At 40.4% G+C, this 14699-nt stretch carries 13 protein-coding genes; 3 read left to right on the top strand and 10 right to left on the bottom strand.

All coding sequences use genetic code 11. The features are described from left to right. Position 1: 1 nt before the first annotated feature. From V7Q04_RS06140 to hypB, 6 genes are all read right to left on the bottom strand, one after another. Positions 2 to 502 (bottom strand): GNAT family N-acetyltransferase, encoded by a 501-nt coding sequence (locus V7Q04_RS06140; protein ID WP_333804047.1) that lies wholly within the window; start codon positions 500 to 502, stop codon positions 2 to 4. 81 nt (positions 503 to 583) lie between these two features. Further along, a complete protein-coding gene (gene hypA, locus V7Q04_RS06135; RefSeq protein WP_333804046.1) occupies positions 584 to 925 on the bottom strand; it encodes a hydrogenase maturation nickel metallochaperone HypA in 342 nt (113 codons plus the stop codon). After that, a complete protein-coding gene (gene hypE, locus V7Q04_RS06130) occupies positions 925 to 1929 on the bottom strand; it encodes a hydrogenase expression/formation protein HypE (RefSeq protein ID WP_333804045.1) in 1005 nt (334 codons plus the stop codon). Before hypE ends, hypA begins: the two co-directional genes overlap by 1 nt. Further along, complete coding sequence (gene hypD, locus V7Q04_RS06125) at positions 1926 to 3050, bottom strand: hydrogenase formation protein HypD (protein ID WP_333804044.1); 1125 nt, start codon at positions 3048 to 3050, stop codon at positions 1926 to 1928. The genes hypE and hypD overlap by 4 nt, the downstream gene beginning before the upstream one ends. Next, positions 3043 to 3312 carry a HypC/HybG/HupF family hydrogenase formation chaperone gene (locus V7Q04_RS06120; RefSeq protein ID WP_333804043.1) on the bottom strand — a complete coding sequence of 90 codons (270 nt, stop codon included), beginning with the start codon at positions 3310 to 3312 and terminating at the stop codon, positions 3043 to 3045. The genes hypD and V7Q04_RS06120 overlap by 8 nt, the downstream gene beginning before the upstream one ends. Before the next feature lie 2 nt (positions 3313 to 3314). After that, on the bottom strand, positions 3315 to 4163 hold the full coding sequence (gene hypB, locus V7Q04_RS06115; protein WP_333804042.1) for a hydrogenase nickel incorporation protein HypB: 849 nt from the start codon (positions 4161 to 4163) through the stop codon (positions 3315 to 3317). 100 nt (positions 4164 to 4263) lie between these two features. On the opposite strand from hypB, the gene V7Q04_RS06110 reads away from it, so the two are divergent. The 3 genes from V7Q04_RS06110 to V7Q04_RS06100 all read left to right on the top strand — a co-directional run bounded on the left by V7Q04_RS06110 (position 4264) and on the right by V7Q04_RS06100 (position 8564). Beyond that, positions 4264 to 4935: a hypothetical protein gene (locus V7Q04_RS06110; RefSeq protein ID WP_333804040.1), complete on the top strand. Its 672-nt coding sequence runs from the start codon at positions 4264 to 4266 to the stop codon at positions 4933 to 4935. Positions 4936 to 5099: 164 nt separating this feature from the next. After that, entirely contained in the window at positions 5100 to 7235 is a 2136-nt protein-coding gene (locus V7Q04_RS06105; protein WP_333804038.1) for a TonB-dependent siderophore receptor, read from the top strand. A gap of 138 nt (positions 7236 to 7373) precedes the next feature. Beyond that, positions 7374 to 8564, top strand: a complete 1191-nt coding sequence (locus V7Q04_RS06100) for an APC family permease (RefSeq protein WP_333804037.1) — start codon at positions 7374 to 7376, stop codon at positions 8562 to 8564. Positions 8565 to 8612: 48 nt separating this feature from the next. On the opposite strand, the gene V7Q04_RS13155 is transcribed toward V7Q04_RS06100, so the two are convergent. From V7Q04_RS13155 to V7Q04_RS06075, 4 genes are all read right to left on the bottom strand, one after another. Continuing rightward, positions 8613 to 10859, bottom strand: coding sequence for a molybdopterin oxidoreductase family protein (locus V7Q04_RS13155; RefSeq protein WP_443070034.1), 2247 nt, complete (start codon positions 10857 to 10859; stop codon positions 8613 to 8615). 286 nt (positions 10860 to 11145) lie between these two features. After that, on the bottom strand, positions 11146 to 13389 hold the full coding sequence (gene fdhF, locus V7Q04_RS06085; protein ID WP_333804036.1) for a formate dehydrogenase subunit alpha: 2244 nt from the start codon (positions 13387 to 13389) through the stop codon (positions 11146 to 11148). A gap of 200 nt (positions 13390 to 13589) precedes the next feature. Next, a complete protein-coding gene (locus V7Q04_RS06080; RefSeq protein WP_333804035.1) occupies positions 13590 to 13826 on the bottom strand; it encodes a hypothetical protein in 237 nt (78 codons plus the stop codon). A 9-nt stretch (positions 13827 to 13835) separates the two neighbouring features. Then, positions 13836 to 14690 carry a formate/nitrite transporter family protein gene (locus tag V7Q04_RS06075; RefSeq protein WP_333804034.1) on the bottom strand — a complete coding sequence of 285 codons (855 nt, stop codon included), beginning with the start codon at positions 14688 to 14690 and terminating at the stop codon, positions 13836 to 13838. Positions 14691 to 14699 lie beyond the last annotated feature (9 nt).

Here is a 14699-nt window from a genome sequence, read left to right as displayed (position 1 = left end):
GTTATTCTTCGATACGTTGACCTAGGATTAATAGGTCTTTGTCAACCCCTTCAATCGTAGCAACACGATTAAGATTACCCCACTCTTTAAAGCCTAGTTTTTTAAAAAGTTTCAAACTTGGTGCATTTTCAGAGAATATAAGCGCCAAAAGTGTTTTAATCCCATAACTTTTGGCTTGCTCGATCGCTTCACTTAAAAACTGTTGTCCCAGTTTTTTACCTTGAAAATTTTTATCAATGTAAATATTGATACGTGCGCTGTTTGTATAGGCCAAAAGGTTGGCATAAAAAGGCTGTATGCTAATCCATGCGATGATGCGTCCATGATACTCTTTCACCAAAATAGGACGCATTTCGCTGTGAGCGTGAAACCACTCTAATTTATCTTCTACTGTAACAATTTTACTATCTGCCGTAGAAATACCATCTTTGATAGCTTCATTATAAATCTTGATAATCTCTGGCAAATCTTCAAGCGTTGCACGTCGTAGCTCGTTTAGCATTGGCATCCTTAGGCAAAATTCTTTTGGAACTTATAATATATAATCACTGATTATACATTAGTGACTCTTAGCCTCTCTTTATTACTCCATTTCAAGATGCATGAGGTACATCTCTTCACCATCAATAACGCGAAGATCTGTACTTTGGCATGTCGGACAAACAAACTCATTTTGAGTGAGCGTTGCCTCATTATGACAGCTTTCGCAATGAATGACAATCTCTTGCAAATGTGCAATAAACTCAGCCCCAGCGCAAACACCCTCTTCTTTAAAGGTATTAAATGCTGTTTCCAAAAGATAAGGTTCAACGCCACTTAATTTACCGATTTTAATCTCTACTTTGGTAATTTTAGTAGCGTTGTGTTCTCGTGCATTTTTTTCGCACATCTCTAAAAGTGCATTAACAATAGAGAACTCATGCATTAACAGATCCTTGGAAGTAATTCACCTTTTGGTGGCTCTAAAAAGCGCTCTGATCCCCAAGGCGTATGTAAAATAACTTTATCAACAAATCTATCGCTAACATTACCGATGATAGCCACCTTGGCAGTTTCATCAAATTGTTTTAGTACTTCAACCGCTTTTTGCGCTTCTGCTTTTGGAAGTGCTATGACCATCGTACCTTCATTAGCAAACTCATAAGGCTCAAAACCCAAAAGTTCACACACACCTTTAACCTCTTTGGCAACAGGAATTTTGGCTTCATCCACTTCAATACAAATGTGCGATGTACTCGCCCATTCATTTAAAACAGCACTCAGCCCTCCTCTTGTGGCATCTCTTAATGCATGAATTTTCACGCCTGCATCTATCAACGCTTCCACAGGTTTCCATAAACTAGCACAGTCAGTTTGAAGGTCACTCTCCAGTTCTATCTCTTCACGTGTGGCTAAAATGCACGCACCGTGATTGCCTACTTCGTTGGAAACGATAATGACATCGTCATTTTCTAAGTTATGGGCAGAGATATTTTCGCACATGATTTCACCAATACCTGAAGTGTTGATAAACAGCCCATCAACGCCTCCTTTAGGAACAACCTTGGTATCACCAGCGACTATTTTGACACCACTTTTAGCCATTTCATCGCGCATGGTTATGACGATCTCTTCAAGATGAGAATACAAAAAGCCCTCTTCGATCATAAATGAACAGGTCATATAACGAGGCTTTGCCCCCATCATGGAAAGGTCATTCACCGTTCCAGCAATGGCGAGTTTACCAATGTTTCCACCTTTGAAAAACAGTGGAGAAACGACAAAAGAGTCGGTCGTAAAAGCGATTTTATGGTCATTCATTACAAGGCTTGCGGCATCTTCCATGCGCAGTAAAATCTCATTGTCAAAATGTTTAAAAAATAGATCTTTAATGAGGTTTTGGGTCTCTTCACCGCCACCACCGTGAGAGAGAAGTATCTTTTTGCTCACGCTCTTGCTCCTTTGAGGTTCAATTTTCCATATTTGAAGTAAGCTGAACACGCCCCTTCACTTGAAACCATGCACGATCCCATCGGATTGCTTGGGGTACAGGCTTTGCCAAAGACTTTACAGTCAAATGGTTTAGCACGTCCTTTGAGGATGTCGCCACAAATACACATTTTATGGTCATCTAGCTCAATTTTGGGCAAAAATGCATCAAACACGATTTCAGCATCATAGGCGGCATATTCCTCTTTGAGTTTAAGCGCACTATGCGGAATATCCCCAATGCCACGCCATCTAAAGTGACTTCGTCTTTCAAAGTAAGTATTGACAAGCCCTTGTGCTTTAAGGTTACCTTCTCTCGAAACAGCCCTTGCATATTCGTTATCAACAACACTTTTACCTTCATTGACTTGACGAACAATGCGTAAAACTGATTCCATGACATCGGTTGGTTCAAAGCCTGAAACGACCACAGGTGTATGGTAAGCGCTAGCAATTGGCTCATAAATTTTATAACCTGTAATGACACTGACATGAGAAGGTCCTAAAAAAGCATCTATCTTCGCGTCCCCTCCGCTCATAATGGCATCGACGGCTTCAGGAACCGTGACGTGGTTGATATGAAAGAAAAGATTGGTCAAGCTCAAAGCTATGGCTTGTTGCACAAGAACAGCACTCATCGGTGTCGTTGTTTCAAAGCCGATCGCAAAAAAGACCACGTTTTTATCAGGATTTTCTTGGGCAATTTTAATGACATCCAAAGGTGAATACAAAGAGCGAATATCTTTGCCCTCAGCACGTAATTTTTGTAAAGAGGTTTTGCTTCCTGGAACCCTTATCATATCGCCAAGCGTGGCTAAGATGGTGTTTGGCATAGAAGCTAACGCAATAGCATGGTCGATGCGCTCTTTAGGCATAATGCACACAGGACACCCTGGTCCGTGCACAAATTCAATGAACTCTGGCAAAATTTGTGAAAGACCAAATTTCATAATAGTATGCGTATGTCCACCACACACTTCCATGATGTTGATCTTAGACCTACACTCTTTTTTGATGAGCGCTGCAAGTGCTTTCATATGGATAGGATCACGAAAACCTTCAATGAGATCAACTTCAGACATAATTACTGTTTCCTTCTTCATCGCTAATCTCGCCATTTTGCATTGCTTCGGCTATCTCTTGGTATGCCGCAATGCTATCTTCCGCGTGTTCTTTGCTGATTTTATTCATCGCGAAGCCTACATGAATGAGAACATAATCCCCAATGTTTACTTCTTCAGCAATCAAATCAAGCGTCACTTTACGCTTAACACCCATGGTATCTACGGTTGCATAATTATTCTCATCAATTTCGATGACTTTTGAAGGTATAGATAAACACATGGTTATCTCAATGCTTTTTTCATTTTAAGGTAATTAATCCACTGATCAATTCCTTTGCCAGATTTACTGTCTATCTCGATGATATCGACTTTTGGATTAAGTTTTCGAGCCTCACGAATGGCTTTTTCAACACTAAAATCAAAATACGGCAAAAGATCGCATTTTGTTATTAAAAACAGATCAGCACTTCTAAACATTACAGGGTATTTTGCTGGTTTATCATCGCCTTCTGGAACGGAGAGCAACACGACATTCAGATGACTTCCAACATCGTAACTCGCAGGACAAACAAGATTGCCCACGTTTTCAATGAACACAACATCAAGCCCTTCTATAGGGAGATGATGAAGTCCCTCATGCACCATAAATGCATCTAAATGGCACGCTTGACCTGTGGTAATTTGATGTGCCAATGCCCCTTTTGCGGTGATACGATCAGCATCTTGATTTGTTTCAAGATCACCCTCAATGACGGCAAGTTTTATCTGTTTCGTGTCAATGGTTGCTTCCAAAAGCGTTGTTTTTCCACTTCCGGGACTGCTCATGAGATTGATCGCCAAGACGCCATTCTCTTCAAAATGTTTGCGATTATGCGCTGCTTGAGTATCGTTTGCATCCAAAATTTTAGTAATAACGGCAATGGTCTTCTTATCGTTTAATTGTGGATTGGCATGAATCTCTTCATGTTTGTGATGGTCATGATGATCGTGATCGTGCGCATGAGGATGCTCGTGATGAGTATGATCGTCGTGATCGTGTGAATGGCTGTGGGAATGACCATCGTGAGAGTGTTCGTGCGCGTGCGCAGACCATTGAGAAGGAGTGATTGAACAACCGCAATCTTTACACATTGTTAGATCCTTAGGTATATTTTTGATTTATTATAGAGCAACTCTTTAAATAGGAGCTAAAAAAAGAAGTTTCTTAGTTATTTTCAGGAAAAATACCCCTATGAAAACAGAAGAAAAAGTATGTATTTTTTGCGGTCACACAAAACTTTACGAAGTCTCTACTTCGCAGTATCGTTGTGTTGCATGTAAACGTACATTTAGTCATGTAAAGTATGCCCAAGATATGGCTATTTTAGAGTATTTTATTGACAACTATAGTGCCTATGAATGCGCTTCACTTTTAGGACTAAATTACCTAACGATTGCAAAAAAATATCACAAACTTCGCCTTTGTATCATCACGCATTCGGAAGCTCTCTACACAAAACAAACAGAAACATTTTCACAATACGATGAATACTATTTTCTTCCAACATCAAAACGAGGAAAATCAAAGTATCTCTTTGATGCTATCGGTATTTTGGGTATGTTATATGGAAAACATATTCACACACTCTTACTTCCTGATCAATTTGCCCATCTTCAAAATTTAGAGGAAAATTCCATCGAAAAAGAGACCTATGCCCGCTATCTAAACCAACATAAAGTGGCGCATTATGAGAGTTTTCACAATCCCTTAGTCGATTTTTGGCTATTTTTGGAAAATTGGCTAGATCACTTCAAAGGGGTTAAAAAAGAGTATTTTATCTATTATCTTAAAGAAGCAGAATTTAAATTTAACTACACAAAAGAAGAACAACGCACTATTTTAACCCAAAAAACAGTTCTCTAAATTTTAATATCTTCCTAAACTTCAATTTTAGTATTTCGTTTACAAGCGATGTTTAAATATACTTATGTATAATGATTATCAATTATATATAATTCTTCAAATCTAATTTCTAAAGAATTTCACATAATTACCACAAAATATTCATACTATTATGAAGGAGTCAAATGAACCTTGATAGGATCAATTCGTATCACTTTACACGTACATTCTTAAGCCTCGTCGCCATGAGTACACTCTCGGCTGCTGAAGTTGTCATCGAAACAGGAAAAGAAGATACATCTACACTTTCTACCGTTACAATAGAAGATATACGTTCCGTTGGATTACGACCCGAAACGGTTGAAGCAGGTTCTTTTCGAGGAACTAACATTATGGATGTGCCTTCAACGGTCAATGTCATTACCAAAGAAGCCTTGGATTTGCAAGCGGCTATGGGCACGTATGATGCTGTTAGAAACACCGCAGGTGTCACGAAACAGCAAAATGGTGGAGAGACATGGGACCAGCTGGTTATTAGAGGTATGGAAGTGCAAAACCGTACCAATTACAGGCTTAATGGCTCATTGCCGCTTATGAATTTTAGCCAAGTGCCAATGGAAGACAAAGAGCGCATTGAAGTGCTGAAAGGTGCATCAGCACTTTATTATGGGTTTACGTCTCCTTCAGGCATTATCAATTACGTCACTAAACGTCCCACCAATGCGCCAATGGCAACCGTTGGTTTAATGATGGATCAATATGGTTCTGCTGTAGCATCCGCAGACGTGAGCGAGCGTTTTGGAGAAGAAAAACAGCTAGGCATTCGTTTGAACAGTGCGGGAGGATCGCTTGGATCCTACTTAGATGATGTTGACAATGGCAATCGGAGCTTTGTTTCTATGGCACTGGATTGGCGTGTCAATGATCGTTTAACGCTCAAAGCTGATGTCGAGTATGATCGTCGTAAAGTCACGGAACAAGTAGGCGTTGCACTGCCAAAAGCGGTGAATGGTGCCATTACCTTACCGCATACAGTCGATCCAAAAGCACTGGTAGGATCAGACTCGAGCAAGTTTGAAACAGAAACAACCAATGTATTACTTAGATCTGATTATGCACTGAGTGATACTTGGACGCTTGGACTTGAAGCAGGACGAGCGAAAACAGAGCGCGAACGCAATCTCTCAACCTTTACATTTTCTAACCCTCAAGCAACAACACTCACTACAGGAGCAGGTACAGTAAGAATTAATCACCAAGAATACGAATATACATCAGATCTTTTGCGTGCAGAACTCTACGGAATTTTTAATACATGGGATGTTCAACACGATATAACAGTAGGAACCAGTTATACCGAAAAAAATCAAGAACCTCTTTCAAACAGCAACTCTTCGACACTTGCTCAAAATCTTTACACGCCACACACGATAACACCAACGGTGTTTACAAAAACAGCGGGAGTTTCTTATACAACCAAAGATACAGGTTTTTATACAACAGATCGTGTCACGCTTAGTCCAGAGTGGCAAGTTATCGGAGGATTACGTCATTCAAAATATGAAAGCAATCAAGATGTAGCACGTTATGAAGCCAGCGAGACGACTCCCATGATAGCACTTGTCTATAAACCAGTAGAAAGTCTCTCGTTGTATGTTTCTTATGCTGAAGGCTTGGAAGAAGGTGAAGCTGCACCAGCGGGAACACAAAATGAAGCAGAACGTCTAAGTCCTGGCATCAGTAAGCAATACGAACTAGGAGCGCATTGGCTACTGCCAAATGGAACGCTTGCTTCAGCGGCGGTATTTGATATAGAAAGCCCTGGATACTATACCAACGCAACTAACTACTATGTTGCAGATGGGCATAAACGCTACAGTGGCGTTGAACTCTCGCTTCAAGGTAAATTAACAGAACAACTCAGTTGGCTCGCTTCAACACAATGGTTAGACCCTCGTTTTGAAGATATGGGTGGTGATGCAACCAATCTCAATGGAAAATTACCCGAAAATGCGGCACGTCGTACAAGTAGTTTGTTTTTAAATTATGAACTGAGTAGTATTGCTGGGTTGTCTATCAACGGTGGAGCTTATTATACCGGTCGTCGCCCTGTCAATGATCTCAACCAAGCGTGGTTGGATGATGTGACCATCTTTAGCGTAGGTGGACGTTATACCACAAAACTCTATGGTAAACGCAATATCTGGCAAATCAATGTTGATAATGTCGCCGACAAAGAGTATTGGGCAGCAGGAGGCACTCGCCTAGCTTCTGGCTCTCCTCGTACTATCCGTTTAAATTACAAAGTCGAATTGTATTAGTGTTTAGGTCTCACATCATAAAAGGTGTGAGGCTTTTTTCCCCATATCAACATTTTAAAACCGCTTTCATCTCAAAAAATCTGATTTTAGATCCATAGTGTGGTAGACTCTGTTTTAAATTTTTCCAAAGTGAAACTTATGAAAAAACAGCTCAATACCTTGACACTTTCAGGTTTAATGATAGGTCCTATCTTAGGCTCTGGCATCATTCTTTTACCACCCATTGTTTATGACCTTACAGGCAATCTTTCCATCCTTGTGTGGTTTGTTATTTTAGCTTTGGGTTTTGCATTTGCTTTGGTTCTTGGAAACTTAAGTATCAAATTTCCAGGGGACGAAGGTGTAACCAATGCGGTACAAGCAGCCTTTAGCACAAAACTCAAGTACCTCACTTCTTACTATCTCATCAGCGCTGTACTGTTTGGTCCCGTCCCCGTTTATCTCATTGGGGCACATTTTATTCAACCCCTTATAGGGTTAGACGTCAATACACTTGCCTTTTCAATGCTATTTTTTACATTTCTAGCTCTCCTTCGCCCTGTTCATTTTTTAGGAACACTTTCACTCATTGTTACCACTATCATTGGCATTATTCTAAGTCTCGGAAGTATTGCTATTTTAGTGGGACATGAAACACGCATTTCCTTTGATTCCCCCTTTGATATAGGACTGATTTCAAAAGCCTTGTTGCTTGCCTTTTGGGCGATTGTGGGTTGGGAAGTTGTCGGTAACTACTCTAAAGAAGTGCGCAATCCCGAGCAAACAATCCCTAAAGCAGTAAAAATAAGTGCAGTGGTTATTTCTATTATTTACCTTTTGGTTATTTGTGCCATTCAATTTGCCTCATTAAAACATACCAATGCCATCACGGCACTTATCTATCCTTTATTTGGAACATCCAGTGAGTTTGTTATAGGTATCTTAGCGATGCTACTGTGTCTTAGTACGGTCTTACTCTTTGTAGGAGGCGTTGCAAGGCTCATTAGCGGATTGACTTCTCAGAACAAAGGCATTATAGGGCTTTTAAGTACACGTCTACAAAACGGTTCACCCATCAACGCAACGCTTTTTTTATGCACAATTAATGCTGTTGTCTTGGGATTAGTTTCGATGAATATTTTTACGCTCAAAGATTTAGTTGCGTTAGCCGATGGATTTTTTATCGCCAATGCGACCATTGCGCTTCTTGCCGCTTATAAACTTGCTACGACTAAAACCATCCGTTATACAGCGCTTTTCCTCAGTATCATCTTTGGATGTATGCTCTTAAGTGCTCATTGGATTGTGCTTAGCATCATCGCTCTTTTAGCGTGGAAGGTTCTTCGATAAAGGCTTTAAGTGTCAAGAAGAGGCACTTTAGCACCTCTTCTTGATGATTTAATGGTGAGCGTGAGCGTCGAAATAGATAATTTTTTGAGAGTAAAACTTCTCTTTTTTCTCCATCAAAGTTGCAAAGTACTCTTCTGGTGTTATCTTTTTCATATTGACTGCCGCTTTATACGTTGGTGTTAACGAAATAGGATCAACGCCATTGCTGGTAAGCTCATTTGAATGTCCTTCCCAATAGTGAAATGCCATCTGCATAATATTTTTAGGAACAACTTCTGTCACTTCCACTTTAATCGCAATCGAGCCGTATCGACTTGCAATCGCTACAAAATCGCCATCCTCTAAGCCGTATTCTTCCGCTGTTACTGGGTTTATCTCAGCCGCAGGACCGTGAAGATCAGCGCCACATTCAAGGGCAGGTGATTTTCGGGTCATCGTTCCAACGGTATATTGGTATACTTTTCGCGTGGTTAAAAGTTCAATTGGATACTCTTTAGTGGTCTTTTCATCCACAGAACCTGCCATATGCGGGTAACCCTCTGGAAGATTGAGCTTTTCAGCCAATTCTTTTTGCGCTGCTGGTATCTTGCTTTTATCGTCCACAAAAATGACAGGTGCAAAACGCGCTTTTTTATCAGATGTCCAGAAAAGTTTATCCATGTACAACGAAGGTGTACCTGGGTGAACAAGTGTTGGACAAGGCCAATGTAACCCATGCTCTTTTTCCAAACGTTCATAACTCATTCCACCGTATCTTTTTGGATCAGCCTCTCTCACCTCTTCCCAAATTTCTTCAGGTGATGCAAAGTCAAACCCTTTCGCGCCCATTCGTTTTGCAATTTCACAGATAATCTGCCAGTCTTGCTTTACGTTTCCAACGGCATCGACTGCTTTATGATTACGTTGAACACGTCTTTCAGCGTTGGCATAACAGCCATCTTTTTCAGGTCCACACACTGCTGGAAGTACAACGTCAGCTTTGAGTGCTGTTTCAGTTAAGAAAATGTCTTGTACCACGTAAAAATCAAGATGTGCTAACCCTTTTAAGAAGTGGTTGGTATTAGGCTCTGAAATGACAGGATTTTCACCAATGGTATAGAACACTTTCACTTCGCCACTCATGATGGCATCGGGTACTTGTGTTTTATGGACACCGATTTTATCATCAAGTTTACAATCCCACATTTTTTCAAAAAAAGCTCTTGCTTCTGGGTCAGTGACAGGTTTTAGGTTCGGGAATATGTTAGGCAACACTGCCATATCGCAAGCACCTTGAACATTTTGTTGTCCACGAAGTGGGTAATCACCAGAACCAAGTTCTCCAATATTGCCCGTACACAAAAACAAGTTTGAGACATCATACACGTTACCAACACCATGGTTAAAGTGCGTCACACCCATACCATGTGTTAAAGCAGCTGGTTTGATGGTAGCATACAAATGTGCCGCTTTTTCAATGAGTTCTTTTGGTACACCTGTCATGTTTGAAACATACTCAGGCGTGTACGCTTTAACAGTCTCTTTGACATAGTCAAATCCCGTTGTATAGTTTGCTATAAACTCATTATCACACAAATCATTGGCAATAATGTAATTAATCATCGCGTTAATAATCGGGATGTTATGCTCAGGTGGTAATTGAATATGAACATCTGCTTTTTGTGCCATTTCTGTTAAGATAGGATCAATTACGATCAACTTAGCACCACGGTCTAACGCTCTTTGAATATGCATCGCCGCAATCGGGTGACCATTTTCTGGATTTGAGCCAATCATTAAAACACAATTAGAGTATAAACCAATTTCTGTAAAGCTGTTGGTTGCTGCACCGTTACCTATTGTTTTAGCCAAACCGGCTACTGTAGGTGCATGTCAAACGCGAGCACAGTGGTCTACGTTATTGTTTCCTATGGCGACTCTCATCAATTTTTGTGAGACATAATTTTCTTCCAATGTACAACGAGCCGAAAAATTGCCGGCTATTGATCTTTTTCCGTATTTTTCAATAGACTCTTTAAACTTAGCAACAACCAAATCTAAAGCCTCATCCCATGATGCTTCAACAAACTCGCCATCTCTGGAAAATTTACCGTCTTTTTTACGAATCAAAGGGTTTTTAAGCCTATCGTTTGCACCTACATAATCCCATCCATAAAGACCTTTAAGGCACAGTTGTGAATCATTAACAGGATGATCTTTCGTGCCAATGGCTTTTACAATCTTATTGTTTTCTACCTGTAAATCGACATTACAGCCAGTACCACAATAAGGACATATTACACGTGATGTACTCATTTTATTTCCTTTCATATAATAAAGTTCTTACAGAACTCTGCAACACGCTTTCAAAGCAAAGCTTTGAAAACTACGTTAACACTAGGTTTTCCTCGGCGGAAAGCCCACGCACCCTTGGTGCTTTTAATTTATTTTTGACTTTTTTGCTTCGTTCTCATTCCATGGACTCCTCCTGCAAATATGCTAAATTAGCATATTAAATCTCATTAAGACAGATTAACCCTTGGTAAAAAGGCTAACCTCTCTTGATAACATGAGGTACCTCTGTACCTCATGTTACACGTCATCAATGGTGATGGCGATCTTCATACGTGATCTTTTGAGAATAAAACTTCTCTTTTTTCTCTTTCAGTGTTTGAAGATACTCTTCAGGCGTAATTTTGTGCATTTTTACTGCCGCTTTGTACGTTGGTGTAAAAGAAATGGCATCCAAACCATTGCTCGTAAGCTCATTAGAGTGTGCTTCCCAGTAGTGAAATGCCATCTGCATAATGCCTTTGGGAACAATGTCGGTCACTTCTACCTTAATAGCAATGGAGCCATACCTGCTCTCTACTGCTATAAAATCACCCTCTTCCAAACCGTATTCATTGGCTGTTTCAGGATTGATCTCAGCTGTTGGTCCAAGAGCGTCCGCTCCACACTCTAATGCTGGAGATCTCCTTGTCATTGTTCCTACCGTGTAGTGGTAAACTTTACGCATGGTAAGGAGTTTAAGAGGATACTCCTCATTCGTTTTCTCATCGACAGAACCAACCATGTGTGGGTAACCCTCTGGAAGGTTCAGTTTTTGTGCCAGCGCTTTTTGCGCCGCAGGAATTTCGCTTTTATCGTCCACAAACGTAACAGGCGCAAAACGTGCTTTTTGATCGGGTGTATAGAACTTTTTATCCATGTACATCAAAGGCGTACCTGGGTGTTCGAGTGTTGGACACGGCCAATGCAAGCCGTTTTCTTTCTCTAAACGATCGTAACTCATACCACCAAAACGCGCAGGATCAGAGATGCGTACCTCTTCCCAAATCTGCTCAGGAGAGGTATAGTCAAACCCTTTCGCACCGAGTCGTCTGGCAATTTCACCGATGATTTCCCAGTCTTGTTTCACATTTCCCACAGGATTGACCGCTTTGTGACTGCGTTGAATGCGACGCTCCGCATTAGCATAACAGCCCTCTTTTTCAGCCACGGAAACTGCTGGTAATACCACGTCTGCTTTCAGTGCCGTTTCGGTTAAAAAGAGATCTTGCACCACGTAAAAGTCAAGATGTGCTAACCCTTTTAAGAAGTGGTTGGTGTTGGGCTCTGAGATGACAGGGTTTTCACCGATGGTGTAAAAGACTTTGATCTTTCCCTCCATAATGCCATCAGGAATTTGCGTTTTATGAATACCGATTTTTCCATCCAGTTTGCAGTCCCACAGTTTCTCATAAAAAGCTCTCACATTTGGGTCTGTTACAGGTTTTAAGTTCGGGAATACATTCGGTAAAACACCCATATCACAAGCACCTTGAACATTTTGTTGACCACGAAGAGGATGATCGCCTGCACCTAAATAACCGATATTGCCCGTACATAAAAATAAGTTAGAGACATCAAAAACATTGCCAACGCCATGATTAAAGTGCGTGACACCCATACCGTGCGAAATTGCCGCTGGTTTGATCGTCGCATACATATGAGCCGCTTTTTCGATCAACTCTTTTTCTACACCTGTCATTTTTGAAACATACTCAGTGGTGTATTCTTTAACAGCCTCTTTGACATAATCAAAACCTACCGTATAGTTTGCGATGAAATCATCATCACACAAATTATGAGCAATAATATAATTTAGCATCGCATTCATAATCGGAATGTTATGCTCAGGTGGTAGTTGAATGTGCACATCTGCTCTTTGCGCAAACTCTGTTTTAATCGGATCAATCACAATGAGTTTAGCGCCCCTATCAAGCGCTCTTTGGATATGCATAGCAGCGATAGGATGCCCACTTGCAGGGTTTGAGCCGATCATCATTACACAATTACTGTACAAACCAATCTCCGTAAAACTGTTTGTAGAAGCGCCATTACCTATCGTTCTAGCCAGTGCCGCAACGGTAGGTCCGTGACACACACGCGCACAATGGTCGACATTGTTACTCCCAATAGCCACTCTCATAAATTTTTGAGACACGTAATTTTCCTCTAACGTACAACGCGCTGAAAAATTACCCGCAATCGAATCAGGACCATACTTCTCTTTTGCTTCTTTAAATTTTGAGACCACAAGATCTAGTGCTTCATCCCATGAAGCCTCAACGAACTCGCCATCTTTTGAAAATTTTCCATCTTTTTTACGGATTAACGGCATAGTCAAACGATCGTTTGCGCCCACATAATCCCAGCCATAAAGCCCTTTCAAACATAATTGCGAATCATTAACAGGATGATTTTTTGCACCCTCTGCTTTGATAATTTTGTTGTTTTCTACTTGCAAATCAACATTACATCCAGTCCCACAGTAAGGGCATATCACACGTGACTTACTCATTTTATTTCCTTTTATTATGTAGTGAGTTTTACCAAACTCCTAAGATTTTAAACGAATTTCAAAAGCTACACTCTGTAAAGCGCACTTTCACCGCATACTATCAATCCTGTCTCTTGTATTCAAACTCCTTTTATGTCTATGCAAAATTGGCATATTTATCTTCAAAAAAAATGCACTTTTACGATTCAACCCTTTGTCATCTAAAGAGGATTAAGTGCATATTTTTTATTGATTCTTTCTATTTTTTGACGTTTTGTTGGGTCAATTTCATAATGATAAAATTGATCAAAGACACCTGAACTCACAGCGTAAGAGGAGTGTATATGCACACCCTCCTCTTCAACCATGGGTTGTATTGCTAAAAGAGAGATGAAAAGGGTTCTTTGCATTCTGTGCTGATGAACCTTTTGAGCCGTGCTCTCTTGTTTAAATGTCATCTGTTCAACTTATGCTTTCATATCTACTTTATGAGACATAAAGCCAATAAGTCCAACAAAGAACAGACCACCACAAATATTTCCAAGTGTTACAGGAAATAAATTTTTAACAAAAAAGTTTGTTATAGTGAGATTGTCAAGGCTGGCAATGGAAGTATGTGTCAAATGAGACAGCGCTTCCATATCGCCACCTACTTCTGCTAAATAATGCGCTTTTGCAAAAAGAGCTTCAGAAATAATGAACATATTTGCCACGCAGTGCTCGTACCCAGAAGCGACAAATGCTCCAACGATAAAACAGATAGCTAGGATTTTTCCAGCAGTATCTTCTGCTGCTGTTGATGCCCAAATAGCCATACAGACAAATACGTTACAAAAGATACCTCGAATAAATGCTGAATAAAAACTAAGAGACATTTTTCCAGCACCCAATGCAGCAAAGTGTTTTAAAATCTCACCATCATAATTGAGTGGCAAACGAGATTCGTAGTACATATACGCCGTCAAAAGGGCACCTGCAAAGTTAAAGATCCACACCCACACCCAATAAGCCGCCATTTTACCAATCGGTAATTTACGATCATACGTCGAAACACCCGACATAACAGAGCTGGTAAACAGATGTCCACCAAAGAAGACAACCATCATCAAACCGACGGAGAAAGCGATACCACCAATAAAGTTGGCGATACCAATACCTGCCGATTTTGCTACACCTACCGTTGAATGTGCCCAAAAAACGTCACCCAAGGCAATTGAACTTCCTGCCATAATTGATAAAAAAGCAATACTGATTAAAGGCATCAGTGCCTTATGTCTGAGTCCTCCAGATAAGGACTGTGCGGTTTCTGCTGGTGATAACATGCGAACTCC

The sequence above is a fragment of the Sulfurospirillum sp. genome (genome assembly GCF_036802865.1).
In the GTDB taxonomy this organism is placed as follows: Bacteria; Campylobacterota; Campylobacteria; order Campylobacterales; family Sulfurospirillaceae; genus Sulfurospirillum.
Note: the sequence above shows the minus strand (reverse complement) of the source record. Positions and strands in the feature narration are given on the sequence as shown.

Coding starts and splice junctions, on each gene's coding strand:
- V7Q04_RS06140 (WP_333804047.1), bottom strand. CDS start 502: ATGCTAAACGAGCTACGACGTGCAACGCTTGAAGATTTGCCAGAGATT.
- hypA (WP_333804046.1), bottom strand. CDS start 925: ATGCATGAGTTCTCTATTGTTAATGCACTTTTAGAGATGTGCGAAAAA.
- hypD (WP_333804044.1), bottom strand. CDS start 3,050: ATGTCTGAAGTTGATCTCATTGAAGGTTTTCGTGATCCTATCCATATG.
- V7Q04_RS06120 (WP_333804043.1), bottom strand. CDS start 3,312: ATGTGTTTATCTATACCTTCAAAAGTCATCGAAATTGATGAGAATAAT.
- hypB (WP_333804042.1), bottom strand. CDS start 4,163: ATGTGTAAAGATTGCGGTTGTTCAATCACTCCTTCTCAATGGTCTGCG.
- V7Q04_RS06110 (WP_333804040.1), top strand. CDS start 4,264: ATGAAAACAGAAGAAAAAGTATGTATTTTTTGCGGTCACACAAAACTT.
- V7Q04_RS06105 (WP_333804038.1), top strand. CDS start 5,100: ATGAACCTTGATAGGATCAATTCGTATCACTTTACACGTACATTCTTA.
- V7Q04_RS06100 (WP_333804037.1), top strand. CDS start 7,374: ATGAAAAAACAGCTCAATACCTTGACACTTTCAGGTTTAATGATAGGT.
- fdhF (WP_333804036.1), bottom strand. CDS start 13,389: ATGAGTAAGTCACGTGTGATATGCCCTTACTGTGGGACTGGATGTAAT.
- V7Q04_RS06080 (WP_333804035.1), bottom strand. CDS start 13,826: ATGACATTTAAACAAGAGAGCACGGCTCAAAAGGTTCATCAGCACAGA.
- V7Q04_RS06075 (WP_333804034.1), bottom strand. CDS start 14,690: ATGTTATCACCAGCAGAAACCGCACAGTCCTTATCTGGAGGACTCAGA.